21 protein-coding genes are annotated in these 24,974 nt (G+C 70.4%); 14 read left to right on the forward strand and 7 right to left on the reverse strand.

The annotated features are described in order from the left end of the window. Window positions 1-246: 246 nt before the first annotated feature. The gene (locus tag ACTMS9_RS14125) at window positions 247-1,389 is read left to right on the forward strand and encodes a low temperature requirement protein A (RefSeq protein WP_441165129.1); all 1,143 of its coding nucleotides are present in this window, start codon (window positions 247-249) and stop codon (window positions 1,387-1,389) included. Continuing rightward, entirely contained in the window at window positions 1,292-1,993 is a 702-nt protein-coding gene (locus ACTMS9_RS14130) for an MmyB family transcriptional regulator (RefSeq protein ID WP_441165130.1), read from the forward strand. Before ACTMS9_RS14125 ends, ACTMS9_RS14130 begins: the two co-directional genes overlap by 98 nt. A 76-nt stretch (window positions 1,994-2,069) precedes the next feature. On the opposite strand, the gene ACTMS9_RS14135 is transcribed toward ACTMS9_RS14130, so the two are convergent. Then, window positions 2,070-2,477 (reverse strand): hypothetical protein, encoded by a 408-nt coding sequence (locus ACTMS9_RS14135; protein WP_441165131.1) that lies wholly within the window; start codon window positions 2,475-2,477, stop codon window positions 2,070-2,072. Window positions 2,478-2,614: 137 nt separating this feature from the next. Then, window positions 2,615-3,589, reverse strand: a complete 975-nt coding sequence (locus ACTMS9_RS14140) for a hypothetical protein (protein WP_441165132.1) — start codon at window positions 3,587-3,589, stop codon at window positions 2,615-2,617. 270 nt (window positions 3,590-3,859) lie between these two features. Here ACTMS9_RS14140 and ACTMS9_RS14145 point away from each other — a divergent pair, with 270 nt between their 5' ends. Next, window positions 3,860-4,288, forward strand: coding sequence for an Rrf2 family transcriptional regulator (locus ACTMS9_RS14145; RefSeq protein WP_441165133.1), 429 nt, complete (start codon window positions 3,860-3,862; stop codon window positions 4,286-4,288). A gap of 83 nt (window positions 4,289-4,371) precedes the next feature. Further along, a complete protein-coding gene (locus tag ACTMS9_RS14150) occupies window positions 4,372-5,109 on the forward strand; it encodes an NIPSNAP family protein (protein ID WP_441165134.1) in 738 nt (245 codons plus the stop codon). A 334-nt stretch (window positions 5,110-5,443) separates the two neighbouring features. Here the strand turns inward: ACTMS9_RS14150 and ACTMS9_RS14155 are convergent, their stop codons facing one another. Beyond that, on the reverse strand, window positions 5,444-7,330 hold the full coding sequence (locus ACTMS9_RS14155; RefSeq protein WP_441165135.1) for a glycoside hydrolase family 15 protein: 1,887 nt from the start codon (window positions 7,328-7,330) through the stop codon (window positions 5,444-5,446). A gap of 291 nt (window positions 7,331-7,621) precedes the next feature. On the opposite strand from ACTMS9_RS14155, the gene ACTMS9_RS14160 reads away from it, so the two are divergent. Then, window positions 7,622-8,782, forward strand: coding sequence for a low temperature requirement protein A (locus tag ACTMS9_RS14160; protein ID WP_441165136.1), 1,161 nt, complete (start codon window positions 7,622-7,624; stop codon window positions 8,780-8,782). An 81-nt stretch (window positions 8,783-8,863) separates the two neighbouring features. Next, window positions 8,864-10,027, forward strand: a complete 1,164-nt coding sequence (locus tag ACTMS9_RS14165) for an FUSC family protein (protein ID WP_441165137.1) — start codon at window positions 8,864-8,866, stop codon at window positions 10,025-10,027. 40 nt (window positions 10,028-10,067) lie between these two features. Here ACTMS9_RS14165 and ACTMS9_RS14170 read toward each other — a convergent pair whose 3' ends face one another. Next, window positions 10,068-10,715: a TetR/AcrR family transcriptional regulator gene (locus ACTMS9_RS14170; protein ID WP_441165138.1), complete on the reverse strand. Its 648-nt coding sequence runs from the start codon at window positions 10,713-10,715 to the stop codon at window positions 10,068-10,070. Window positions 10,716-10,857: 142 nt separating this feature from the next. On the opposite strand from ACTMS9_RS14170, the gene ACTMS9_RS14175 reads away from it, so the two are divergent. The 5 genes from ACTMS9_RS14175 to mhpA are packed head-to-tail and all read left to right on the forward strand — an operon-like array spanning window position 10,858 to window position 16,664. Continuing rightward, window positions 10,858-11,991, forward strand: a complete 1,134-nt coding sequence (locus ACTMS9_RS14175) for a VOC family protein (protein WP_441165139.1) — start codon at window positions 10,858-10,860, stop codon at window positions 11,989-11,991. Further along, on the forward strand, window positions 11,988-12,926 hold the full coding sequence (locus tag ACTMS9_RS14180) for a fumarylacetoacetate hydrolase family protein (protein ID WP_441165140.1): 939 nt from the start codon (window positions 11,988-11,990) through the stop codon (window positions 12,924-12,926). Before ACTMS9_RS14175 ends, ACTMS9_RS14180 begins: the two co-directional genes overlap by 4 nt. Beyond that, on the forward strand, window positions 12,923-14,806 hold the full coding sequence (locus ACTMS9_RS14185) for an acyl-CoA synthetase (RefSeq protein ID WP_441165141.1): 1,884 nt from the start codon (window positions 12,923-12,925) through the stop codon (window positions 14,804-14,806). Before ACTMS9_RS14180 ends, ACTMS9_RS14185 begins: the two co-directional genes overlap by 4 nt. Then, window positions 14,803-15,159, forward strand: a complete 357-nt coding sequence (locus tag ACTMS9_RS14190) for a DoxX family protein (RefSeq protein ID WP_441146444.1) — start codon at window positions 14,803-14,805, stop codon at window positions 15,157-15,159. The genes ACTMS9_RS14185 and ACTMS9_RS14190 overlap by 4 nt, the downstream gene beginning before the upstream one ends. Next, window positions 15,156-16,664 (forward strand): bifunctional 3-(3-hydroxy-phenyl)propionate/3-hydroxycinnamic acid hydroxylase MhpA, encoded by a 1,509-nt coding sequence (gene mhpA, locus ACTMS9_RS14195; protein WP_441165142.1) that lies wholly within the window; start codon window positions 15,156-15,158, stop codon window positions 16,662-16,664. The genes ACTMS9_RS14190 and mhpA overlap by 4 nt, the downstream gene beginning before the upstream one ends. Window positions 16,665-16,776: 112 nt before the next feature. Here the strand turns inward: mhpA and ACTMS9_RS14200 are convergent, their stop codons facing one another. Then, window positions 16,777-17,499 (reverse strand): MerR family transcriptional regulator, encoded by a 723-nt coding sequence (locus tag ACTMS9_RS14200; RefSeq protein WP_441165143.1) that lies wholly within the window; start codon window positions 17,497-17,499, stop codon window positions 16,777-16,779. A 58-nt stretch (window positions 17,500-17,557) separates the two neighbouring features. Here ACTMS9_RS14200 and ACTMS9_RS14205 point away from each other — a divergent pair, with 58 nt between their 5' ends. The 3 genes from ACTMS9_RS14205 (at window position 17,558) to ACTMS9_RS14215 (ending at window position 20,601) form a co-directional block, all read left to right on the forward strand. Then, window positions 17,558-18,760, forward strand: a complete 1,203-nt coding sequence (locus ACTMS9_RS14205; protein ID WP_441165144.1) for an erythromycin esterase family protein — start codon at window positions 17,558-17,560, stop codon at window positions 18,758-18,760. Between the two features lie 279 nt (window positions 18,761-19,039). Next, window positions 19,040-19,447, forward strand: coding sequence for a YciI family protein (locus tag ACTMS9_RS14210; RefSeq protein WP_441146451.1), 408 nt, complete (start codon window positions 19,040-19,042; stop codon window positions 19,445-19,447). Between the two features lie 8 nt (window positions 19,448-19,455). After that, entirely contained in the window at window positions 19,456-20,601 is a 1,146-nt protein-coding gene (locus ACTMS9_RS14215; RefSeq protein ID WP_441146815.1) for an RNA polymerase sigma factor, read from the forward strand. 86 nt (window positions 20,602-20,687) lie between these two features. On the opposite strand, the gene ACTMS9_RS14220 is transcribed toward ACTMS9_RS14215, so the two are convergent. Together ACTMS9_RS14220 and ACTMS9_RS14225 are read right to left on the reverse strand one after the other, a co-directional pair. Further along, entirely contained in the window at window positions 20,688-22,298 is a 1,611-nt protein-coding gene (locus ACTMS9_RS14220) for an FAD-binding oxidoreductase (RefSeq protein WP_441165145.1), read from the reverse strand. A gap of 262 nt (window positions 22,299-22,560) precedes the next feature. Then, window positions 22,561-24,222 carry a hypothetical protein gene (locus ACTMS9_RS14225; RefSeq protein ID WP_441165146.1) on the reverse strand — a complete coding sequence of 554 codons (1,662 nt, stop codon included), beginning with the start codon at window positions 24,220-24,222 and terminating at the stop codon, window positions 22,561-22,563. Window positions 24,223-24,974: the final 752 nt, after the last annotated feature.

A 24,974-nucleotide genomic window follows, 5' to 3' on the forward strand; every position in this document is an offset into this window, starting at 1 on the left:
TCTGGTCGCCCAACTGGCCGAGCAGACCCGGGCGGCCGGGTCGCAGCTGACCGGCGATGGCGAGTTGCTGCAGCCGCCCACGAAGCGGTTGCCCACCCGGTCGGCCCGGTGGCCTCTGCTGGCGCGGCTGGACCACGCGGCCGACCTCAATCGTTACCGTTGCGGCGACCGCAGAAGCCACCCGAACGCGGCTGCCGAGAACGTGAACGGGTTCTACGTCCGAGACCGGAGAGGCAGACCCTGCGAATGGACGAGCATCTGCGGCGCACCCAGACGTACGGGGTCGAGCCCGTGGAGTTGTTCTTCGACCTTGTGTTCGTGTTTGCAGTCTCTCAGCTCACGCACCATCTGCGGGACCACCCGTCAGCTCGCGGCGTGGCGGAGACCGCCGTGATACTGCTGGCCGTATTCACCGTTTGGTACTACACCAGCTGGGAAGCGACTCTCGTAAGGATCGAACGCGCCCGCACCGTCGCCATGATGTTGACGGTGCTATTCGTCGGCCTCTTCATGAACGCGGCCGTGACCAGCGCCTTCGCCGGCTCGGGATGGAACTTCGCCATTCCGTTCCTACTCATTCAACTCGGCCGCGGCCTGTGGACTCTCCTGAACGCCCCGAATGAGATATGGCGCGACCACTACCGTCGCACGATCCTGTGGTTGCTCATCAGCTCACCCCTGTGGGTGGTCGGTGCCGCAGTGGACCCCGTACACCGCTTGTACTGGTGGGCCGCGGCCGCGGCCCTCGACCTGCTCGGCACCTGGCTCGGACACCCGGCGCCCGGGCGCAGACTCCACACCGAGAGCGTCGGGCTCGCCGAGGGTGGGCACATGCTGGAGCGATGCCGACTGTTCCTGATCATTGCCCTGGGCGAGACGATCCTGTCCACCGGGGTAGCCATCGTCGCGGTCCCGATGACGATCATGACAGTGGTGACCGGCTCAGCGGCCCTGGTCGTCACGGCGGCCCTGTGGATGATCGCCTATGGCGCTCCCGGTCGCCTGGTCGTGCGACACGTGGAGGACACCCGTGACCCGATCCACGCCACCCGGATGGCGGGCAACGTCCTGACGGTGATGGTGGCCGGACTCATCGCCGCAGCCGCGGCCTTCGAGATGGTCATCACCCATCCGCATGGCCAGCCGTCCGCCGCACTGAGCCTGCTGCTGTTCGGCGGACCGATACTCTTCCTGCTCGCCCAAGGCTGGTACCTGTGGGCGGTGCCGAGGATCAGCCCGCAACGGTGGCTGGTCGGCAGCGCGGCGGTGGCGCTGGCCGGCACGGCGGCGGGTGCGCTGGCACCGCCCTACGTGGCGCTCCTGGGGGCGGCGGCAGCCCTGGCTGCCGTCGCGACGGTTCTCACCCGCTTCGCGACCGGTCGCACCTGACAGGTGCAGCGAGCGTGCCGACGGCCGTAACGACCTCGGACGCAGCGTCTCGACAGTCCCGGCCCTTCGCACACGCTGGGTTGCGGTCAACCGGCCTTCTACGCCCAGGTGTACGCGGACCCGCAACGGCCGGCGAACATCGCCCGCTTCACCTTCCGGTGCCCACAACGTCCGCCACCACGGCACCGGCGCGAAAGGGTTCCACCACCACATCGTCGGCGACCTCACGCTCGCCTACGCGGGCCTGGAGATGGCCGCCGAACCCGGCCTCACCCTCACCATCTACGCCGCCGAGCCCGGCTCGCCGTCCGAAGATGCGCTGCGTCTGCTCGCCTCATGGGCCGCCTCGATCGTCCTAGCTCGGCCACGTTATGGCTCTGACGTAGGCTCCCGGGCCGACGGCGTGGATGGAGGCCCCGTGGACGAACTCTTCGAACTGCTGGCGTGGCTGGCGGCGGCCTTCGCCTTCTTCCGCCTCAATCAGTGGCTGGTCGACCGCAAGGGCTTGGACCACCGGCCGTATTTCGTGCCGAGCTGGTGGGGACCTCTCGGCACTTTGATCATCGTCCTGGCGGAGCCACGGGGCTGGAGCCGACGTGTGTAGCTGCTGGGATTGACGATGTCTTGTGCCCCGCGTTGCCAAGAACGCGGAGCGACGCGGAAGTCAGCCGTGGAGACCCTCAAGCTGCCCCCGGCGTCCCCGGATACCCCAGATGCTCACCGGCCCAACCGATGCCCCCCGGCGGCTGCTTCCACTCGCTGGCGCGCCTCTTTGAGATCGACAGGTGCGGCCATCGTTTACGTGCCGCTTGCCGGCTGGCGCCTACCGCTGCGCCAAGCTCGGGATAGCCGGCACCGTACTGCACCGCTTCCTCCGCATTGGCGGATACGAGGTCCGCGAGAAGGCTGCGCATCTGTTCGCCTGCCGTCATGCGCGCGAGGTGACTTCGCATCCTCTGCGCGGAACTCTGGTCTTCCCTCCGCCGGGCGTCCGCATCGACGTCATTCAGCCGCTGCGCCCAGTGAGCGGTGACAGCACTCAGTTCCCGCCGTAGTTCCTGCCGCTCGTCCGGCGTCAGATCCCGCATGACCCCACTCCCTCGCCAGTGACCTCGCCTTGAGGGTGCGCTCGACAACCAAGGTTGTCAACCATTGCACGCACGTCATTGTCCCTGGTGGTCCTTCGCCGACCTTGCGTTGAGGAGCGAGCGACTGAACCATGCGCCTAAGCCCCGAAGTTGGGCCGCCACCTGGCGTTCGCACCCCTGACCACCACGCCCGCCGTCAGTATCGCGATCAAGGCCAGTAGGAGCAGGCGATAGGTGGGTCGGGGATCAGTCGTGTCGTCGCCGACGATGTAGAAGCCGCTGAGGGCGAAGCTCGGATAGACCGCCTGCAGGAGGGCGAAAACGACTCCGGTCCGGGCGGCATCCCATCGTGCCGACTCGTCAGTCTCCCAGGCCGTCTGGATCACCACACACCCGAAGACGACGATGAAGGGCAGGTAGACCAGGAACATACCCGCGTTGAGTGCGACCCCGGCGACAGAGGCCAATATGGCAACACCGCCGAGCGAAAAGACCGCGCCCTTGGCGGACCATCCAATGTGGTGACCTTTATCGCGTTTGCGATAGTTGGCGATCAGCGCGCCTACGACCACCCCGACACAGCCGAGCACCAGAGTCATGAACGCGGCGCCGGAGACGTCCAGATACCACACCGTTGTCGGCCAGGCCGCGATGACGGCGGGAACCATCGCCGTACCCGCGAACGTCCACCGCCTGCGGCGCAGCATCGGGACGATCGCCACACACGCGGCGACGGGTACGGCCGCGTAGTCGGCCTTCGTCCAGAGGTCCCAATCCGGGTGGGTGAACAAGATGAAGGCGCACAACGCCGCGGCGAGCGCCAGGAACAGTGATGCCGTCGCCATGGCGGCGGTGTTGAACCCCGCCTCGCGGGCGACCGTCGTTGGTCCGCGCCCGGACGGCGACGTCGTCCGGGGTGCGCCGGCGCCATCGTCCGCCGGCTGGCTCCACCCCTGCTGGGCCACGGTTGCGACCACTGCGGAGACGGCGAGCAGCGCGGTTGCCGCCCAGAGCCACGGCTTCCACTCATCCGATGGCCGCACCGTGCCCGTGGCCAGGTTCCCGACCAGCCCCAGCATGACGGGCAGAGCCGCGTAAAGAATGGCCGTCATCAGCGAAGGCCGCCGCACTCGTCCTCCCCCACCTGCGCCGTGTAGTCCGCCCCATCGCCGACCGTACCGTGGCGTGACCAGGTCGTCACTGCGCGATTTGACCGGGCCGGGGACTGCACGACATCCGCTCGTCGCAGAGCTGCGGGTCCGGCGGCGTTGCGGCTGTCCCAGTTGTCGGCGGTATCGGTGGCTGGTGAGGAAGCTCGGGGTGACCGACGCGGCTTGACCGCGGTGTAGATGTAACAGAAGATGTTACGTCAAGGAGGGGTGATGGCGGCGAACAGTCGGTTGACCATCGCGACGCATGTGCTGACGTGGCTCGCGCTGGCGCAGCGCCGCGGCCGGGAGGTGTTGACCTCGGACCAGGTTGCGGCCAGCGTCAACACCAACCCCGTCATCATTCGGCGCAGCCTCGGTGACCTGCGGCGGGCCGGCCTGGTCGAGGTCCGCCGCGGGGCCGGCGCAGGCTGGAGTCTGGCCCGTGCGCCCGAGGAGATAACCCTGCTCCAGGTGTACGACGCGGTCGGGGCGGAGCCGCCGTTCGGCCTGCACCGCACCGAGCCCAATCTGGAGTGTCCGGTCGGCCGAGGCGTCCGGCCCGTCCTGAGCGACGTCTACGGTCGGGTCGAGCGGGTCATGCGGCGGGAGTTGGCGGATACGTCTGTTGCCGACGTGCTTCGCGAGACGTTGATGAGCTAGTCGACGATGCCGACGCTCGCCGCGCCGCACTGCGCCCGTTGTTGTAACAAGAATTGTTCCAGCAGCGAACGAGGAGAAGTCTGATGGGAACCGCAAGGTGTCCGGTCGTCGAACTGCGGCAGTACACGCTGCACCCGGGACAGCGCGACGTGCTGATCGACCTGTTCGACCGGGAGTTCGTCGAGACCCAGGAGGCGGAGGGCATGACCGTCCTGGGGCAGTTCCGCGACCTGGACGACCCCGACCGGTTCGTCTGGCTCCGCGGGTTCGAAGACATGCCGCGCCGTGCGGAGGCGCTGGGGAGCTTTTACGGCGGGCCGGTCTGGCAGGCGCACCGCGACGAGGCGAACGCGACGATGATCGACTCTGATGACGTACTGCTGCTGCGGCCAGCCTCGGCGCGGGGCGGGTTCCCGGCGCCGGTGGACGCCCGGCCAGCCCTCGGCGAGCCGTCGGTACTTCCGCTGTCGCTCGTCCTCGCCACAATCTGGCACGGCGTCGGCGCGTTCGACACTGCGTTCGTCGAGTTCTTCGAGCGGCGAGTCCGGCCCGTGCTCGCCGAGACCGGCGGCGAGCCACTGGCGTATCTGCAGTCGGAACACGCCCCGAACACCTTCCCGGCGCTGCCAGTACGGACCGGCGAGGAGGTTTTCGTGTGGTTCGCACGGTTCGCCGACGAAGGTCAGCTCGACGAGCATCTGGATCGCCTCCAGCGCTCGGGACGCTGGTCCGAGGAGGTACTGCCCACCCTTTCAGAGCGGTGGGTCAGGACCTCGCAACGGCTGCGGCTGGCGCCCACCGAGCGGTCACTGCTGCGGTGAGCTCCGAAAGGTGGCCGGCGGGTCGAAGTCCTCCATCTCGATCGACAATCCAGCATCGGCCGCACCGATGGTCTCGTCGTGGGCGGCATCGCAAGGTCGTGGTCGGCACCCAGGGCGAGGGCCCGGGTCCGGGCATCCGGGATCGGATCCACGGCGACGATGGGGGCGGCCCCGACGAGACGCAGCAACTGGACGGCGTACCGCCCAGTCCCCACACGCCGACGGCCTCGGTGGGACGTACGTCACCGGTGCCGACGCTACAGGCCAGCACCGCGCTGCCCCACCGGAAGAACAGCCACTCGACCGCAGCCCGCGAACGACGGCCCCCTTCACTTCACGGACGCGGTGAATCCCGCTCGACCAGGGTTTCGAACGGAGCGCGACACGGTCCCGGTGCAGCGTCCATGAGTTGATCGAGGGTCATCGCGGCCCTGATCAGTGCGAGGTGGCTGAAGGCTTGGGGAAAGTTGCCGAGCTGGTCGCCGGTCGGGCCGATCTCCTCCGCGAAGAGACCGAGGCGGGTGCTGTAGGTGAGCATCTTCTCGAAGGTGATCAGCGCGTCGTTCAGACGTCCCGAGCGGGCCAGGGCTTCGACGTACCAGAAGGTGCACATGCTGAAGGTGCCCTCGTTGCCGGGCAGGCCGTCGGGCGATGCGGTGGGGTTGTATCGGTAGACGAGGCTGTCCGAAACGAGTTCGTCGTCCATCGCCCGCAGTGTGGACTGCCACATCGGATCGTCGGGCGCGATGAACCCCACGCTCGGCATCACGAGCAGCGCCGCGTCCAGGACGTCGCTGTCGTAGTGCTGCACGAACGCCCGGCGTGCGGGGTGGTAACCCCGGTTCATGATCTGGCGGTAGATCCGGCCGCGCTCGGTCCTCCAGCGGTCGATTTCGGCGGGTACCCCATACCGCTCAGCGACGCGGATGGCCCGGTCGACAGCCAACCAGGACATGAGGCGGCCGAAGGTGAAGTCCTGGCGGCCGCCCCGGGTCTCCCAGATCCCTTCATCGGGTCTGTCCCAGTGCTCGCAGAGCCAGTCGATGGACTTCACGGTGTTCAGCCACGCCTGATAGGAGCTGCGCAGTCCGTACGAGTCGGCGAAGTACATGGCGCTCAGCGCTTCGCCGTAGATATCAAGCTGGAGCTGGTCGGCAGCGGCGTTGCCGATCCGCACCGGGCGGGAACGTCGATAGCCCTCGAGGTGATCGAGGAGTTCCTCGTCGAGGGCGGTCGAGCCGTCGACGCGGTACAGGTGGTGCAACGGCGTCGCCCGGTCGGCCGCCTCGCAGATCCGATCATTGAGCCACAGCAGGTATCGGCGCGCTTCCTCGGTGAACCCGAGACCGAGCAGGGCGTAGACCGAAGCTGAGCCGTCGCGGATCCAGGCGTAGCGGTAGTCCCAGTTCCGCGTCCCGCCGATCTGCTCCGGCAGGCCCGCGGTCGGAGCGGCGATCAGGGCGCCGGTCGGCGCGTACGTGAGCAGTTTCAGCGTCAGGGCGGAGCGCTCCACCGCTTCCCGCCACCGTCCGCGATAGCAGGAGCCGCTGAGCCAGGCCCGCCAATAGTCCCGGGTCTGCTCGTACATGGCCCGTATCTCCTCAGGCCCGATGGGCCGGGGTGGCTCACCGGAGCCGGTTTCGACGAGGAACCCGCCGGTGGCACCCTCGCGAAAGGTGGCGAAGGCGCGCACCCCGTCGCCGTCGCGTTCGATCTCGACTTCGTCCGGGGGCTGGTCGGCGGGGCGGACCCGATGCACCGTCATACTGAGCGTCGGGCTGCGGAAAACGGTGCCGTCGGCGTACATCTCGATTTCGTGCCGGTCGCGCCCGTAGTTGAATCGCGGCTGGCAGTCGACCCGGAACCGGATGGTGCCCCGCACCACGTTGATGAGCCGAACGAGGCGGTGACGATCGGTCGGCGTATCGCCGGCGACCGGCATGAAGTCGATGACCTCACCCACGCCGCCGGACGTCAGGAAACGAGTGATCAGGATCGGTGTCCCCGGCAGGTACAACTGCTCCTTTCTGACGTCCTCTGCGCCATCGGGTGCGATACGGAAATACCCGCCCCTCTTGTGGTCGAGTAGTCCGGCGAACAGGCTGGGCGAGTCGAACCGCGGCGCGCAGAACCAGTCAAGGGTGCCGTCGTCCGCGATCAGCGCCGCCGTCTGCAGGTCCCCGATCAGGCCATGTGACTCGATGATCGGATACGACTCCACTCACCGGCCTCCTGCCCGGACACCTGCAACTGCTCCCACCGTAGGTGCTGGCCGAAGGTCAGCGGCGCACATTGGTCAGGACCACCGCCACGCTGCATGTCGTCCTCACGCCTTGAGACTGATCTGTCGTGGAAGTCCCGAGGTCGGGTATCGGTCCTCCGTATCGTGATTCAGTATCAGCACGGTGGCGGCACCCGGTGACCGGGACCAGCCACCGCCCGGCGAACGACCTGGCTGACCGATCAAGACGGACAGAACGGGCGACCGATGACGACGGGTAGGTTCGGGGCAGTGCTGCGAAGACCCGGCCAGGCGCGGCCGGCGTTCCTGGAACTGTTCTTCGACCTGGTGTTCGTCCTCGCGTTCTTTCGGCTCTCCGAGGAACTGCTGGAACATCTGAGCTGGACCGGTGCGTTCGAGACACTGGTGCTGCTGCTGCCGGTGTTGGCGGTCTGGGTCTCCACGGCGAGGTTTCTGGACGCGTTCGACCCTGAGCATCCGCTGGTACAGCTGCTGACCATGCCCATCATGTTCGGCACCCTCGTGATGGCGGCTGCGACGCCTGAGGCGTTCGGCCACAAGGGCCTGGTGTTCGCAGGTGCGTACCTCATCGTCCGGGCTGGTGGCCTCGCTGTCGCCATCTTCTTCCTGCGTGGCCATGAGGCACAGCCCAGCGCGGTGCGGCTGTTCTTCTGGGTCGGCGTGGCCGCAGTGCCGTGGATCGCCGGAGCGCTCCTACCCGGCTGGTCGCGCGGAGCGTTGTGGATGACGGCGGCGGCCGTGGAGTACGCGGCGATCGCACTCGGCTTCCCCACGCCGCGGCTGGGCCGCAGCGGCGAGCGTCGACTCGAGGTGGTGGTTTCCGAGGAGCACACGGCTGAGCGGTACCAGCAGTTCTTCATCATCGCGCTCGGCGAGCCCATCCTGGTGGCCGGACTGGCCTTCGGAAACAGCGAGTTCGGGGCGGACCGCACCGCCGCGACCCTACTGGCGTTCGGCACCACGGCACTGCTGTGGCGCATCTACATTCACCGCGCCGGAGCACTGCTGGCCGACGCCATCGTGGCGACCGACAACCCACGCCGCGTCGCGATCCTGACGATCTACTCCCACGTGATCATGATCGCCGGCATCGTCGCCATCGCCGTGGCCGACGAACTCGTCATCACGCACCCGTTCGGACACTCGGACCCGGCCTGGACCGCCGTCATTCTCGGCGGACCCGCCCTGTTCCTCGCCGGACGAGCCACCTTCGAGTACGCCGTCTTCGGCCGCGTGCCCCCACCCCGCGTGATCGGCGCTCTCGCCCTCCTCGCCCTCACCCCGGCAATGAAGCCGGCACCGCCGCTCGCGCTAGCCACCACCGCCGCCCTCATCCTCGCCGGCGTCGCCGCAGCCGACACACTCCGCACCCGAAGGTTCCCGTCCGAGCAGCCGTCACCACCTGGTTAGCCGCTTCCGGACGGACAGACGTCGCCTCGGCCGGGGGCACGGGTCGCAGGTTTGTGAAGGCCGGGCGGGGTAACCCTCGCCATGGCTGCTGACCGGGGAAGCCTCTCTCGCCCCCACGCCGCTGCCGGGCGCGCCAAGGACTTGACGGCGGAGGCCCGGCGTCGCGGTGCCGAGGCAGGCCGGCTCAGGCTGCGGCTGTTCACGATCATCCTGTTCGTCGCAGCTCAATGTGGGCTTGCCGCGACGTTGTCCTGGGGGCTGGCGCACGACGTCCTGGGTCGCCCCTCCCCGATCTTCGCGCCCAGCGCGGCCGTCGGCACGATCGTCGCCGCCCTCGGGCAGCGCGCCTTGCGTACCGCCGAGCTGATGCTCGGCGTGGGGCTGGGCCTGCTTGTCAGTGATCTACTCATGCGTTCTCTCGGGTTCGGGCCCTGGCAGATCGGCCTGGTGGTGATGCTGGCCATCGCCGTCGCCCTGTTGATGACCGGGCGCAGCGGTGCGCTGGTCGCTCAGGCGGGCAGTACCGCTGTGCTGATCGCCACGCTCTCGCACGTGGAGCAGGGCCTCGAATGGGCGCGGATCGTCGACGCGGGAGTGGGCGGCGCCATCGGCCTGGCGGTGGTGGCGTTGCTGCTACCGATCAACCCGATGCGCATTCTCGACAGCGCCACCGCTCCGGTCGCCGCGACCCTCCACACGCAGCTTCGAGAGGTTGCCCACGCACTCGCCCGGCGTGACCCGGACCGCGCGATACGGGCGCTGGATCAGCTGAGCGGGATGGAGCCCGATCTCGCCCGGATGCACGAGGCCCTGGGTGGCGCCGAGGAGGTGACGACCATTGCGCCGGCGCGCTGGCGACGCCGGGTCGATGTCGAGAACTACCGGCGCGGCATCCAGCACATCGATCGGGTGGTCCTCGGGTGCCGGGCGCTGGCCCGCTGGGCAGCGACCACGCTGCAGTACGACGAGCCGGTGCCGGAGGAACTCCCCGGCGCCGTGGACAGGTTCGCCGAGGCCATCCAGTTGCTGAGGCAGGAGGCGCGGGCGGGTGGGTCGTTCGACCAGACCCGCAACGCGGTGTTGGACGGGGCGTGCCTGGCCGGCCAGGCGTACCACAAGGGCGTCAAGCCCTTCTCGGATGCCATCGTGATCCAGCTGCGCACCATGGCGAGTGACCTGCTGCGCGCGACCGGATACGAGCCGGAGACGGCCAACCGGATGGTGCGCGAGGCGGCCGCCGCCTAGAGCCGGCCGGCGACCCCGCTCGGGCGGATGGACATCGGTCCTACGGGCGGACACCGTCGAGCGCGGGTAACGGCCGCAGGCAGATCTCGTGCGCGTCGTCGGGCGGAAGGCCGAGCATGCGCAGCACGTCCTCGGTGACCTGGTCGGTGGCTGCGGCGTCGTCGCGCTCGGGGTGATCGTGCAGCAGTTGCCCGAGGACCAACGCGGCCCCGGCGATGATCACCGTCGCGAGTTCGGGGTCGTGCACGTTGAACCGCCCGGCACGGACGCCGTCTTCGATGTCGCGCCGGGCTCGCGGTGCGAGTCCCTTGTCGGAACCAGCCAGGGCCAGGCCGTTGCTCAGCAGCACCTTGCTCAGCTCGGGACTCCGGCGGTGGAGACGTCCGGTCAGCCGGAAGCTCTGCGCGAAGACATGGGCCGGGTCGTCCAGGCCTACCGTCAGCTCGTCGAGCAGGGCGCCGTAGCGCTCGAGGGCGTCCTCCACCGCGGCCTGGTAGAGCTGCTCCCTGCTGTCGAAGTGGTTGTAGAACGACCCCATCCCCACGTCCGCGGCCTGGGTGAGCTCGAGGATCGGGACGTTCTGCTTGCCAGCCGCGATGAACGTCTGGGCCGCGCGAACGAGCGCCGATCGGGTGTGCGCCTTCCGCCGTTCCAGGCGGTTGGGGGCATGCCTGGTCTGTTGCGCCATGCCTACTTGTCCACCTCTCCCAGGTCGGTCTGCGCCTACCTTAACCCCGCCGACCCTCAGACATGACGGAATCGTCATCAGCGCTTGACTGACGCTACACTCGTAAGTGACGATTTCGTCAGCGCCTTGGAAGGAGCGGGACATGATCGAGCGGCACGACCCGCACACGGGTCTGCACAGCGAGCAGGGTGCGCTGCCGGGCGAGCACCCGGGGAGGGCGCGCAACCCGCTCATCAAGGTGCACGACCTGGCCTGGCTGGAGTTCGAGAAGCCCGATCTTGAACGGGCCGAGTTGTTCGCCCGAGCCTTCGGCTTCACGACGTCGTCGCGTACCGCCGAGGAGCTGCACCTGCGGGGCACGGACCCGGGTTCGCCCTGCGTGCTCATCCGCCGGGGCCCCAGGTCACGGTTCATCGGCCCCGCCTTCCGGGCTGCCGACCCGACGGACGTGCTGCGCCTCGCGGACGCGACCGGCACCAAGGTCGCCCCGCTGCCAGAGAGCCTCGGCGGGGTGACGGTGGATCTGGTCGACCCGAGCGGGGCGCGGGTCCGCGTGGTGACGGACACGCACGAACTACCCGCGCTGCCCACCCAGGTGCCCCTGACGTTCAACGTCGGGCACGACGTGGCGCGGACGAACGCCACCCAGCGGCCCCCGCGGGAGCCGGCCAAGGTGCAGCGGCTCGGTCACGTCGTGCTGCAGACGACCCGGTACCTGGAGACGCTCAACTGGTATCTCGAGCACCTGGGCCTGATCGTCAGCGACTTCCTCTACCACCAGGGGCAGCGCGAGCGCGGCCCGACCATGAGCTTCATCCGCTGCGACCGCGGCAGCACGCCCACCGACCATCACACGCTCGCGATGACCCTCGGTCCGGCCAACCGGTACGTGCACTCGGCCTACCAGGTCCCGGACCTCGACTCGCTGGCCGCCGGTGGGGAGTACCTGCTCGACCGGGGCTACCAGCGGTCCTGGGGAATCGGCCGGCACATCCAGGGCAGCCAGATCTTCGACTACTGGCGCGACCCGGACGACTTCCTGGTCGAGCACTTCACCGACGGCGACCTGTTCGACTGCACGCTCGAGCCCGGCTGGGCCCCGATGAGCGCCTCGGGGCTCGCCCAGTGGGGTCCGCCCGCCACCAAGGACTTTCTCGGCATGAGACCCGGCCGGGAATCGCTTCGCGAGCTGCGCGCGGTCATCGGCGCGCTGCGCGAGGACAACGAATTCGACCTCCACCGCCTCCGCGGCCTGATGAAAGCGTTCACCTCATGAGCACCTCCGTCCTGCGCACCGCCGACGCCTGGTGGGTGCTCACCCCCACCGGCGCCGCCAAAGTGCACACCAGCGCCACCACCACCAGCGAGCTGCTGGCCGACCGGCCGGCGATCCTCGCGGCCGCGACGAGCAGCGACACCGTTCCGGTGGACGACCTTGCGCTGGTCTCCCCGGTGACGGCACCCTGCCGCGTCGTCGCCCAGATGACGAACTTCGTCTCCCACGTCAAGGACACCAACGGCAATCCCGACACCGTCCCCCTGACGTTCTTCCGAAAGACCTCGGGCTCGATCAGCGGCCCGTTCGCCGACGTGGTCCGCCCTGGCCATGTGACGTTGCTGGACTACGAGGTCGAGATCGGGCTCGTCTTCGGCCGGGAAATGCCCGTCGGCACCACCATCACCGCGGACAACCTCGCCGACTACGTCGCGGGCCTGGTGGTCACCAACGACGTTTCCGCCCGTGACCTCCAGCTCCCCAAGACCCAGTTCTACGAGGCCAAGTCCTACCCGACCTTCACCCCGGTCGGCCCCGCGCTGGTGCTGCTCGACGCCGACGAACTCAAGCGGTTCACCGACCTGCGGCTCAAGCTGTGGGTCAACGGCGAACTCCGGCAGAACATGCTCGCCACCGACATGATCTACACGCCGGTCCAGGCGCTGCAGACGCTGACCCGCTTCCAGCGGATCGACCCGGGTGACCTGCTGCTGACCGGGACGCCCGTCGGGACGGCCCTGAGCGCACCGCCGAAGCCGGTCATGTTCCTCGTCTCGCTGCTGCCGCCCGCCGTCAAGTGGAAGATGTTCTTCAAGGGCCAGGTCCAGAATCCCAAGTACCTAAAGGACGGCGACGTCGTCGAGGCCACCGTCGCCACCGACGACGGCGCGATCGACCTGGGCCGGCAGCGTACGGTCGTGAGGTACGCCCAATGACCGAGCCTCTGCTGTGGCCGGACTACGCCACGCCCACCGACGTTGCCGCGATCGAGGCCGTGCCGCTCGCGGCGCGTGGCCTGCCCGAATCGACGTATGGGCTGCTCGCCCGAGCGGCCACGCGCTGGCCGGACCGCACGGCGCTCACCGTCCTGCCGGACGCCGCCCGCTGGCGGGAGCCGCTGCGCCGTACCTTCGCCGAACTCCTGGCCGACGTCCACCGGGTCGCGAACCTGCTCCACGACCTGGGGGTGCGGCGGGGTGACGCGGTCGCCCTGATGTCGCCCAACTGCGCCGAGCTGATCACCGCGACGCTGGCCGCGCAGCTGGCCGGGATCGCGGCCCCTCTGGGCAGTGGACTGTCGCGGCCGCACCTCACCGAACTCCTCCGCCGCTCCGGCGCGCGCGTGCTGGTCACGGCCGGGCCCGACCTCGCGCCGGACACGTGGGACACCGCGCAGGCGCTCGCCTGCGACGGCCTGCTCGACGCGATCCTCGTGCTCCGTTGCACCGGGGCGGCGGGCACCCCCGAGCCGCTGCCCGCCATCGACGGCGTCCGCATCGGCTATCTCGGCGCGCTCGCCGCCGCCATGGAACCGTCCGCCTTCCACGGTGAGCCGCCCGGCCCGGGTGACCTGGCCGCGATGTTCCACACCGGCGGCACCACCGGCGCCCCGAAACTGGCCGCCCACACGCACGCCAACGAGGTCGCCGACGCGTGGATGCTGTCCGCCAGCACCCTGTTCGACGAACGGACCGTGGTCTTCGCGGCGCTTCCGCTGTTCCACGTGAACGCGCTCGTCGTCACGCTGCTGGCGCCCCTGTTCAAGGGGCAGGCCGTGGTGTGGGCCGGTCCGCTCGGCTACCGCGACCCCGCGCTGTACGGCGCATTCTGGAAGATTGTCGAGCACTACCGGATCGCCGCCATGAGCGCGGTGCCCACCGTGTACGCCACGCTGGCGCAGTGCACGGTCGACGCCGACATCAGTAGCCTGCGGTTCCCGATGGTGGGCGCCTCACCGCTGCCCGCCGCGGTCCGGGACACCTTCCACGCCCACACCGGGACTGCCCTGATCGAGGGCTATGGGCTGACCGAAGCCACCTGCGCCAGCGCGCGCAGCTTCCCCGACGTGTCGCGGCCGGGCTCGGTCGGGCAGCGCCTGCCCTACCAGCGGATGCGGGTGGTCAGCACGGACGGCACGTGGGAGGACGTACCCCCGGGTGGAACGGGCCTGCTGGCGATCAGCGGCCCGACCGTCTTCCCCGGCTACGTCACCGACCGCAACGAGAACGGCCCCGTCCTGGACGGCCTCGGCAAGCTCGTCGACGGCTGGCTGGACACCGGCGACCTCGCACGCATCGACGAGGAGGGCTTCGTCTGGCTCGCCGGCCGGGCCAAGGACCTCATCATCCGCGGCGGGCACAACATCGACCCCGCCGTCATCGAGGACGCCCTGCTGGCCCACCCGCAGGTCACCGGGGCCACCGCGGTCGGGCGCCCCGACATCCACGCCGGCGAGGTACCCGTCGCCTACGTCACCCTCCCGCCCGGCGCCACGGTGACCGAGAACGACCTGCGCGACTGGGCGAGCGAACGGGTGCCCGACCGCACCGCCGCGCCCAAGACCGTGACGATCCTCGACGAACTGCCCGTCACCGCCGTGGGCAAGCTCTACAAGCCCGCACTGCGCACAGACGCCATCCGTCGGGAAGTCCGCGCGGCACTTGACAAGGTCCCGGAGGTCCACCACATCGGGACCACCACCGAGGGTAGCTCCATCGTGGCTACCGTCACCGTTTCTCCATCCGCCGACCAGGCGGCCATCAAGGCCCTCCTGGGCCGTTATGCCATCGAATGGCGATTGGTTGTTATGTCATGACGCTCGCTGCTGCCATCCTCGCGGTGCTGCTCGCCCTGATCTTCTTCGCCCTCGGCACGGCCAAGATCCTCGCCTTGCCGCGCATGCGTGAGCTGGCCACCGAGGCCGGTTTCTCCGTCGCCGCCTATCGCCGTCTCGGCGTGCTCGAGGTCGCCGGGGCGGCCGGGCTGCTCATCGGCCTGACCGAGCCGCTGATCGGCGCCCTCGCCGGCACCGGGCTGCTGCTCCTGCTCGCCGGAGCTCTCGTCGTCCACCTGCGCAAGGGAGACGGCCCCCAGAAGTACGCCCCGGCCGTCGTCTGCGGACTCCTCGTCGCCGTCTACCTCGCCCTCCACCTCGTATCGGCCCGATGAGGACCGTTCCCGTGGTGATCGTCGGCGCGGGCCCCACCGGGCTCACCGCCGCGACGCTGCTCGCCCAGTACGGCGTCGAGTGCCTGGTCCTCGAGCGCTGGGAGTCGATCTATCCCCAGCCCCGCGCCGTCGCCCTCGACGACGAGGTCCACCGCATCCTGGCGCGGCTCGGGCTCCGGGACGAGTTCGCCGCGATCTCCCGGCCGCACCGGGGTCTGCGCCTCCTCGACCGGAACATGCGGGTGCTGGCCGAGTTTCGGCGGGACACGGGGCCCGGCCGGCACGGCTACCCCCAGGGGAGCATGTTCGACCAACCGGAACTGGAGACGATCCTCCGCCGAAATCTCAAGCGGCACAGCACCGTCACCTTCCGGGGCAACGCCGAGGTCACCGCGCTGACCCAGGACGCCAGCGGGGTGCGGGTCGACGTCACCGACACCGCCACGGGAGAGCACAAGTCCGTCCGGGCGGCGTACGTCCTGGGGTGCGACGGTGCAAACAGCCTGTCCAGGGCCTCGATCGGCGCCGCCATGCAGGACCTGGGCTTCACGCAACGCTGGCTCGTCATCGACGTGGCGACCGAGGCCGACCTCGGCCAGTGGGAGGGCGTGCACCAACTGTCCGACCCGGCCCGCGCCGGCACCTACATGCGGGTCGGGAGGACCCGGTACCGCTGGGAGTTCCAGCTGACGCCCGGCGAGACCGCCGACGACTACCGCGACATGGCCCGGCTGCATCCGTTGATCTCACGGTGGACCGGGGACATTCCCGTCGCGGAGCTGGAGATCATCCGCGTCGCCGAGTACACCTTCCGCGCGCAGGTCGCCGACCGTTGGCGCGACCGGCGGGTGTTCCTGCTCGGCGACGCCGCCCACCTCACCCCACCGTTCATCGGCCAGGGCATGTGTGCCGGGCTGCGCGACGCGATGAACCTGGCCTGGAAGGTCACCGCTGTGCTCGACGGGACCCTGGCGGAGACCGTGCTCGACACGTACGAGATCGAACGCAAGCACCACGCCCGCGCCATGATCAAGCTGGCGAAGTTCATCGGTACGGCAATGACGGCCGGCGGCGAGTTCGGCAGCGTCATCCGGCGCGCTGTAGCGCCGCGGCTGCACCTCGTGCCAGGCCTCACGGACCTGGCCACGGACAGCCGGACACCCCCGCTGCACCGCTCCGACCTCGTGATCCGGCCACGGCTTCGCCGCGGCCTCGCGGGCAGGCTGTGCCCGAACGCGGTCATCGACGGCCAACGACGTTTCGACGACCTGGCCGCTGGCCGGTTCGCGATCGTGACGTCCATCGAGCCGTCCGCCGCCCAACGCGCCGACATCGAATGGCGCGGAGCGGTTCTGATCGTCGCCCACCCGGGCAGCGAACTGCACCGATGGTTAGGGACCGGCGCGGCTCGCGCAGCCGTCGTCCGCCCCGACGGCGCCGTCCTCCATGCCGGCCGCCGGCTGCTTCCCCAGACGCTCGATGCTGTCCGCCGGGGTGGCGGGTGACCGAGCCTCCGCCGCTGTTGCTGTCAGAGTCGGCCGTGAGCAATCCCGCACTGTGCGCACGGCAGTCCGTCAGATTGAGACACCCGGAGCTTCGCGGCCAGCAGGCCGCTCGTCATCCGGGCGGAGCAGGGCGGTGGTCGAGGTAGGCGTCCAATGCGGCGGCGCCGGCGAGCAGGGCGCGGCTCCTGGCCGAGAGGCGGGCGCGCCAGTCGCGCAGCATCGACTCCAGCGGTGCGACGCCTCCGGCGGAGCGGACCTGGGCGGTCAGCGGCGCGATCTGCTCCAGCAGGTAGCCACCCCGTCTGAGCTGGTGGGCCAGCAGGGCGTCGCGGACGTCCGCCTCGCTGTAGACCCGGTAGCCCGTCCGTGGGTCGCGGCGCGGCTGGACCAGGCCGGCGCGTTCCCATTTGCGCAGAGTCGCCGGGCGGATCCCGAGCCGCTGCGACAGCGGGCCGACGAACGTGTCACCGCGCTCCTGCGGTACAGGATCGAGGTCGCGAAGCGCGGCTTCGACGGACTGGAGGGTGCGGCGGTCGTCGAGCAGCTGGGCGTGGCTCTCGTCGATGAGCCGGAGCGCGTCCTCGGTCGCGTCCCGGTTGACCGCCTGCATGATCGACGTGGCCGTCTGGTGGCCGTGTCCGGGCACGAGCGCGAGAAACGTGCGGAGGGCCTGCGCGTGCAGCGGCGTGTAGGTGCGGTATCCGTGCAGGGTGCGTTCGGCGCCCGGAAGGATGCCGGCCGCCTCGTAGTTCCTGATCGCCTGGGTGGACAGACCGGGCCCGCGCGCGAGGTCGACCGGCCTGAGCCGCCCACCGTCTTGAAGGTTTCGCCCCATGTCCTGTCAACATTTGCGGAGAAGTTTCAACCGAAGGTTCAACGATACCGTTGAGGGCATGGCTGCTGGCACCGAGGACACCGCCCATGCTGTCGAGGCCGCGACCGTCATGCGGCTGCTCGCGACCCGGCCGCGGCTGCTCGCCCTGGGCGAGCCCACCCACGGCGAGGACGTTCTGCTCGAGGTGCGGAACGAGATCTTCCGGCAGCTCGTCGAGCAGGAGGGCTACCGGACGATCGCCATTGAGAGCGACTGCGTGATGGGCCTGGTCGTGGACGACTACGTCACCTCGGGCACCGGCATCCTCGACGAGGTCATGGAGCGCGGCTTCAGCCACGAGTGGGGCGCCTTCGCGGGCAACCGCGAGCTGGTGCGCTGGATGCGCGCGTACAACGACGGCCGGTCCGTGTCACAGCAGCTCCGCTTCGCCGGTTTCGACGGCCCGCTGGAGATCACGGGTGCCGCGAGCCCTCGGCAGGCCCTCACCGCACTCCACCGCTACCTCACCGCCTGGGTTGACGCCGACCTGCTTCCCTGCACCGCGGAAACGCTCGACCGTCTGCTTGGCGCTGACGACCGGTGGACCAATCCCGCCGCGATGATGGACCCGTCCCAGTCCGTCGGGCAGACGCCCGACGCCAAACAGCTGCGGCTGCTCGCCGATGATCTGGTGGCCCTGCTCGACGCGCAGACGCCACACCTGATCGCGGCGTCCTCACCGGAGGACTGGCACCGGGCACGCCTGTACGGCCGTACCGCCACCGGGCTGCTTCGCTACCACTTCGGGATGGCCGACACGTCACCGAGCCGCATGGCGCGGCTGCTCGGCGTGCGGGATTCGATGATGGCCGCCAACCTGCTCGCCATCGCCGAACGAGGGCCGACGCTGGTGAACGCCCACAACGGCCACCTCCAGCGAAACAAGAGCACGATGCGGATGGGCGACCTGCCGCTGGAATGGTGGAGTGCCGGCGCGATCGTCAGCGCCCACCTGGGCGAGGGGTACGCCTTCCTCGCCACAGCCCTCGGCACGATCCGCCACCAGGGGGTGGACGCCCCGCCTCCGGACACCATCGAGGGGCTGCTGTCCGCGCTCCCGGAGGAGCGTTACATCGTCGACGCCCATCGACTGGCCGCTATCCTCGCCAACGTGACGCCCGCTGCCCGGGTGTCCCCCTGGTTCGGTTACTCCCCGCTGGATCCGGCCCACGTGGCCAGCACCGACGGGATCGTGTTCGTCAAGGATGCCCGGCGGAGCTAGTCGGCCGGCCCGACGGCGCCTCCGCTCGATGTCTTCCTGGACCTCAGGATCGCAGAAGTGTGCCCCTGCCCCAGATTGCACTCGGCGGCCGGCACCCGAGGCGTACCTGCACAGCAACCGGCCGCGCCGCGCCGTGGACCCGGACACCCACGAGTCGGTTCAGCCAGGCTCATCTAAGAGAGAGAAAAATTTGGGACGGCCATGTCGAGAACTGGTGGCTGGCTCCGTCCCCGTGGTGAAGGTGACCAAGATGGGTCTTACCAGCAGAGGAGAAACACGATGGCGAAGTACTTGCTGCTCAAGCACTACCGCGGCGCTCCGGCTCCGGTCAACGACGTGCCGATGGACCAGTGGACGCCGGAGGAGATCTCGGCGCACGTGCAGTACATGCACGACTTCGCGGCCCGGCTCGAGGGGACCGGCGAGTTCGTCGACGGGCAGGCGCTCGCCCCCGAGGGGACGTTCGTCCGTTACGACGGCGAGGGGCGCCCGCCGGTCACCGACGGCCCATTCGCCGAGACCAAGGACCTCATCGCCGGCTGGATGGTGATCGACGTCGACAGCTACGAGCGCGCCATCGAGCTGGCCGGGGAACTGTCGGCCGCCCCTGGGGCGGGCGGGAAGCCGATCCACGAGTGGCTCGAGGTGCGCCCGTTCCTCACCGCGCCGCCCACCATCACGGAGTGACCTCTCAGATGAACGAGGCCCTGCTCCGCAGCCTCACGCCGAGCGTGCTCGGGATCCTCGTCCGCCGCGGAGCCGACTTCGCGGCGGCCGAGGACGCCGTGCAGGACGCGCTGGTCGAGGCGGTCCGCGTCTGGCCGGCCGACCCGCCGCGGGACCCGAAGGGCTGGCTGGTCACCGTGGCCTGGCGCCGGTTCCTCGACACGACCCGGGCGGACGCCGCCCGCCGCCGGCGTGAGGACCTCGTCGACGAGGAGCCGGCGCCCGGACCCGCGCCCACGGTGGACGACACGCTCCAGCTCTACTTCCTGTGCGCCCACCCGTCGCTGACGCCGTCGTCCGCGGTCGCGCTCACGCTGCGCGCCGTCGGCGGGCTGACCACCCGCCAGATCGCCCACGCCTACCTGGTCCCCGAGGCGACCATGGCGCAGCGCATCAGCCGGGCCAAGCGCACCGTCTCCGGAGTGCGGTTCGACCAGCCCGGCGACGTCGCCACCGTGCTGCGCGTCCTCTACCTGGTCTTCAACGAGGGCTACTCCGGCGATGTCGACCTCGCCGCCGAGGCCATCCGACTCACCCGGCAACTCGCGGCCGCGATCGACCACCCCGAGGTGGCGGGGCTGCTCGCCCTCATGCTGCTGCACCACGCCCGGCGCGCCACCCGGACCGCGCCCGACGGCAGCCTGGTGCCGCTCGCCGAGCAGGACCGCGGCCGATGGGACACCACGTCGATCGCCGAGGGCGTCGCGATCCTCCAGGCGGCCCTCGCTCGCGACCGGCTGGGCGAGTTCCAGGCTCAGGCCGCCATCGCGGCACTGCACGCTGACGCGCCCACCGCCGACGAGACCGACTGGGTGCAGATCGTCGAGTGGTACGACGAGCTCGCGCGCCTGACCGACAGCCCGGTCGTCCGGCTCAACCGCGCAGTGGCCGTCGGCGAGGCCGACGGACCGCGCGCCGGGCTGGCGGCGCTCGCGGCGCTGAACGACTCACTGCCCCGCCACGCGGCGGTGGCGGCGTACCTCCACGAGCGCGACGGCGACCTGGCGACGGCGGCACGCCTGTACGCCGAGGCAGCCCACAAGGCCCCCAACCTCGCCGAACGCGACCACCTGACGCGCCAGGCCGCCCGGCTCAACGCCCGCCGGTGTCGCTGACGGGCTGTATCACGGGGCGCTTGCCTCCCCCGCACCCCGCCGGCGAAGGTTTGCCGGGAAGTCAGGCGTCGCGGAGCCGGCCCAGGTCAGCCGGCGGGATCGACGAGGACGCCGGGGTTGAGGATCCAGGACGGGTCGAGCGCGCTCTTGGCGGCGCGCATGGCGAGCGCGACCGGGTCCGGACGCTGCTGGTCGTACCAGGGTCGGTGGTCGCGGCCGACGGCGTGGTGGTGGGTGATGGTGCCGCCGGCGGCGAGCAGCGCGTCGGAGACGGCATGCTTGATCTGGTCCCACTGGTCGACGGTGGCGCCCCAGCGGCCGGTGGCGTACACGCCGAAGTAGGGGGCGGGGCCGTCCGGGTAGACATGGGTGAAGCGGCAGGTGACCACACCGGTCGCGTTGACGGCGCGGAGCGCGTCGCCGGCCGCGTCGAGCACGGCGGCGCGTAAGGCGGGGAATCGGTCCCAGGTGCAGGCGGTCTCGAACGTCTCCACGATCATCGACCGGGCGGCGAGTGCGTCGCGCTGGTACGGCATCCGCAGGAACGCTGACCGCCAGGCGTCGGTGGCGGTCCGCTGCCGTGGGCCGGACGAGTCGTCGCCACGGGGCGGCTCCGGCAGGGTTCCCCCGTGGTCGCGGCACAGCTCGACGGCGCGGTCCAGCCACGGTGTGACCGGATGGTCGGCGGACTCGAATCCCAGGACGAGCACGCCGCCGGTGGTGGCGGCACCGGCGTTGAGGAGCGCCTCGGCAGGGTCGAGCAGCCGGCAGTTGCTCGGGTACAGCGCGGACTGGGCGATGGCCCGGGTGGCTTCGACCGCCAGGTCGTAGTCGGTGAAGTGCACCGAGGCGCCCGCCCGCCAGCGCGGCCGGTCCTGCAGCCGCATCCACGCCTCGGTGATGACGCCGAGCACGCCCTCCGAGCCGAGGAACAGCCGGTCCGGGGATGGCCCGGCGCCGGAGCCGGGCAGCCGGCGCGACTGGCTGGTGCCCGCCGGAGTGACCACCCGCAACGACTCCACCAGGTCGTCGATATGGGTCAGGACGGTGGCGTAGTGACCGCCGGCGCGGGTGGCCAACCAGCCGCCCAGGGTAGAGAACTCGAACGACTGCGGGAAGTGTCGCAGCGTGAGGTCGTGCGGCCGGAGCTGGTCCTCCAGCGCCGGGCCGAACACGCCGGCCTGGATGCGGGCCGCCCGGCTGGTCCGGTCCACCTCCAGCACTCGGTCGAGGCGCCCAAGGTCGAGACTGACCGCCGCGGGATACGCGTCGTCCAGCCGCGGCTCCACGCCGCCGACCACTGACGAGCCGCCGCCGTAGGGAATCACCGCGATGTCCCGGCCCGCGCACCAGTCCAGCACGTCGACGACGTCCTGCTCGGTCGCCGGCCGGACCACCAGGTCCGGCGGGTCGTGAACCTCCCCGTGCAGGTTGCGGACGACGTCCCGAAACGCCTTGCCGTGGGTGTGCGCCGCCCGGTCGGCCGGGTCCGTCGAGCACAGCCGGGCGAGCGACGTCGGCGGATCGACCCGCGGCGGGCGCAGGTCGAGTTCGGCCACCGGCGGCGCGACATGCTCGGTCAGGTCGACGTCGGGCAGCAGGGTACGCACCCGGTCGGCCAACGCCGTGGCCTCCGTGCCGGTCACTGCGTCCTCGACGTGCCCCCAGCCCCACCACGAACGGTGTTTCCCGGCCACGCGGCCTCCCGCCGTCCACCATCGCCAGATCGACTCGCCGGTAACGTACTCGACGATCGGCACCCCGTCGATGCCGTCGTGGTTGGCGTGGACTGCCTGCGCCGCGAACCGGTATGGGGCTGGCCTTCCCCGATGGTCACCGCCCACCGGTTGCGGTACCGCTCCGAGCCGAGGACGTATTGGGCTTCGCCGCGCTGGCTGACCAGCCGGCTCGTTGGCGCACGGGGAATGACTGCTCCAGCTCCCCAGGGGCCGACCGGCCTCAGCCGACCGGGTGCTCGACCGACGCCGGACGGTCTCCGCGCCCGGTCGCGGGGCCGCGTCGTCCCACCGGGCGCTGCCGCGGTCGCGAAGCCGAGCGTTGCTCGGTGGCCCCTTCCACCGTGTCGGGGGTCGCGACGGGTGGTGTGGTACGGCTCGCCGCGGTGTCTACCAGGTCCGGCAGGTCCCGCCCGGCCACCAGAGGTAGCTCTCGCGTGACTGCCGCGATCGGCCCCGGCTCGCCCGCCGGCTCGGCGGCTCGGGCGACACGTGCCCGTCCCGTCGCGGCCCGCGGCATCGCTGCCGCGCTGCGGGTCGTTGCCGGCGGCGCGGTGTCGGCCGGCTCCTCGACGGAGCCTGGCGCGTCCGTGGTTGACAATGCCTCCGCCCGGCTGGTGGCCGACCGGCCTGCTGTGTTGCGCGGCGTTCGGCGCGGTGCGGCTGCCGGCAGGAGTGGGGCGATCTCCGCGTGCAGCGCCGCCCAGTCCGAGGCGCGGGGCGGGTCGGGCTGATCCGTGGTCGAGGTGAGCTGGCCCGTGCTCTCGGACCGCTCCAACTGCCGGTCGGTACGGTCTGGCGTTGCCCCCCGGGACCGCTCCGATCCCAGTCGCTCGGCATCGTCTCCGGCCTGCTCGGTAGCGCCCGCCTGCTGAACGGCGTCCCCGGCCGACTCGGGCCGCGCTGAGCCGCCGGAGGCCGCGTCCGCCGTCGGGGCTACGGGGGCCGCGTCCGTGACCGGGTCCGGCGCGTCGGCGAGCAGCCGCGCGGCCGAGGCTAGTGCGACGGGGTCGGGTTGGCCGGTCCGACGCCACCGCCGGCGGCGGCCGCCCGCCGGCAGGTTCCCGGCCAGCACGCGCGCAGGTGCCAGATCGGCGGCGATCAGCGCGGTGAGCCCGTCGTAGTCCGCCTGCTCGGCCAGCCGCCGGGCGATCTCGTCGAGGTCGTACACCGCCACGGCGATGTCCGCGGTGGTGGCGTCCAGCGCTCGGCTGATCTTGCGGTGCAACACCTTGCTCAGCGCCGCCTGCCGCCGCTCGGCGCGGATCTGCGCGCGGGCCGCGTCGAGCGAGCCGTACAGCCCGAGGCCGGGGTCAGCCTTGGCCAGCGAGCGTGCACGGCGGGTCAGCCACGGGTGTCGCAACCAGTGCCCGACCGGTTCGTACGCCGGCGTCGTGGGGGGCAGCTGCTGCCTGGCGCGCAGCCGGTCCCGCCGCTGGTTCTCGGCGTTCATCAGCCACACCAGATAACCGAGCAGGGACATGCCCGCGTAGAAGCCGCCTTCGAGGTGGTTGCTGTGCGCCAGCCAGTTGAAGGCGACCGCGGCGGTGGCGATACCGGCCGACAGCACACGGGACAGGATCGCCGGTTCGCCTAGTCGACGGCGTACGTCGGCGTTCGCCAGCACCACAACGCCGCCCAGCTCCAACGCCCCAACGGCCGGAAGGGCGACGTACCACGGCATGCCGAGCCGTTCCATCGCCCCGGACACCTGGCCGCCGAGCGCGATCAGCAGCACGACAACGTAGAACCCGGTGCGCAGCACGGCGACGTGCCGCACCGCCTTGGCCAGCTCCGCGTCCCACGCCCCCGGCGGGTCGACGCCTGGCGTCCCGCCAATTGAGTTTCCGCCGGTCATCCGGGTCCTGTCCGGTTCCTGGAACACGCCGAGCAGGTTCCTCTCTCGCTCCGACCCCGGCCTGACCGGCGCCGCGGCCGCCCGACCGGCAGTGCCACCCCGCCGAGTCGTACCAGAGCCGCGCTCCGGCTGCCGGCCATCGTCCGCCGCATGCTACAAGGTTGCGGACCGAATTGGAGATTTCAGATACCACGCTGGGCGCATCGGGTCGCCCCCTCCCGCGCCACACCGCGGGTCATCGGCGCTCACCCGACCGGCACCGCCGTGGCCGGCGCCGTGCCGAAGGAACGCGATCGTGGCGACTGTCAGCGGCCTCAGCAAGGCGACGACACGGGTGCCGCTCATAGTGGTCACGGCACCAGGCGCTCGTCGAGTCACGTGGAACGGACCGACGGCGCGAGTTGGGTGTTGGTCGCATAGCTGGCATAACCGATGAGGTACTGGCGCGCCTGGTCGCGGGTGACCGTGTTCCGGCGATGATGTGATACCCGTAGGCGTCCTCGAGGGCGACGAGGTTTCGGGCCGCCTCCGCCGCGGGCAGCGCGAGCGTGAACTGGCCGTCGCGGCTGCCCTCGGTGAGGATTTGTTCGTAGCGCTGCACCTGCCGGTCGTACAGGGTGCGACGCAGGCCGGCGTCGCTGGGTCGCCGGCGCGCCTGGGGTGAGAATTCGTAGAGCAGACAGCACACCTCATCGTCCGGACCGCGCGGTGTAGGCGGCCGGTATCGTTCGTCGTCGCGTACGAAGAATCCCTTGCGACGGAGGTGCCGGTGTCGGAAG

Origin of the sequence: Micromonospora sp. L31, assembly GCF_052068075.1 — a bacterium.
Classification (GTDB): domain Bacteria; phylum Actinomycetota; class Actinomycetes; order Mycobacteriales; family Micromonosporaceae; genus Micromonospora; species Micromonospora purpureochromogenes.

Excerpts from the sequence above, each read along its gene's own strand:
- ACTMS9_RS14185 (WP_441165141.1), top strand. The coding sequence starts at position 12,923 with ATGACCGAGCCTCTGCTGTGGCCGGACTACGCCACGCCCACCGACGTT.
- ACTMS9_RS14165 (WP_441165137.1), top strand. The coding sequence starts at position 8,864 with ATGGCTGCTGACCGGGGAAGCCTCTCTCGCCCCCACGCCGCTGCCGGG.
- ACTMS9_RS14200 (WP_441165143.1), bottom strand. The coding sequence starts at position 17,499 with ATGGGGCGAAACCTTCAAGACGGTGGGCGGCTCAGGCCGGTCGACCTC.
- ACTMS9_RS14180 (WP_441165140.1), top strand. The coding sequence starts at position 11,988 with ATGAGCACCTCCGTCCTGCGCACCGCCGACGCCTGGTGGGTGCTCACC.
- ACTMS9_RS14170 (WP_441165138.1), bottom strand. The coding sequence starts at position 10,715 with ATGGCGCAACAGACCAGGCATGCCCCCAACCGCCTGGAACGGCGGAAG.
- ACTMS9_RS14215 (WP_441146815.1), top strand. The coding sequence starts at position 19,456 with ATGAACGAGGCCCTGCTCCGCAGCCTCACGCCGAGCGTGCTCGGGATC.
- ACTMS9_RS14125 (WP_441165129.1), top strand. The coding sequence starts at position 247 with ATGGACGAGCATCTGCGGCGCACCCAGACGTACGGGGTCGAGCCCGTG.
- mhpA (WP_441165142.1), top strand. The coding sequence starts at position 15,156 with ATGAGGACCGTTCCCGTGGTGATCGTCGGCGCGGGCCCCACCGGGCTC.
- ACTMS9_RS14190 (WP_441146444.1), top strand. The coding sequence starts at position 14,803 with ATGACGCTCGCTGCTGCCATCCTCGCGGTGCTGCTCGCCCTGATCTTC.
- ACTMS9_RS14145 (WP_441165133.1), top strand. The coding sequence starts at position 3,860 with ATGGCGGCGAACAGTCGGTTGACCATCGCGACGCATGTGCTGACGTGG.
- ACTMS9_RS14135 (WP_441165131.1), bottom strand. The coding sequence starts at position 2,477 with ATGCGGGATCTGACGCCGGACGAGCGGCAGGAACTACGGCGGGAACTG.
- ACTMS9_RS14175 (WP_441165139.1), top strand. The coding sequence starts at position 10,858 with ATGATCGAGCGGCACGACCCGCACACGGGTCTGCACAGCGAGCAGGGT.
- ACTMS9_RS14205 (WP_441165144.1), top strand. The coding sequence starts at position 17,558 with ATGGCTGCTGGCACCGAGGACACCGCCCATGCTGTCGAGGCCGCGACC.
- ACTMS9_RS14140 (WP_441165132.1), bottom strand. The coding sequence starts at position 3,589 with ATGACGGCCATTCTTTACGCGGCTCTGCCCGTCATGCTGGGGCTGGTC.
- ACTMS9_RS14210 (WP_441146451.1), top strand. The coding sequence starts at position 19,040 with ATGGCGAAGTACTTGCTGCTCAAGCACTACCGCGGCGCTCCGGCTCCG.
- ACTMS9_RS14150 (WP_441165134.1), top strand. The coding sequence starts at position 4,372 with ATGGGAACCGCAAGGTGTCCGGTCGTCGAACTGCGGCAGTACACGCTG.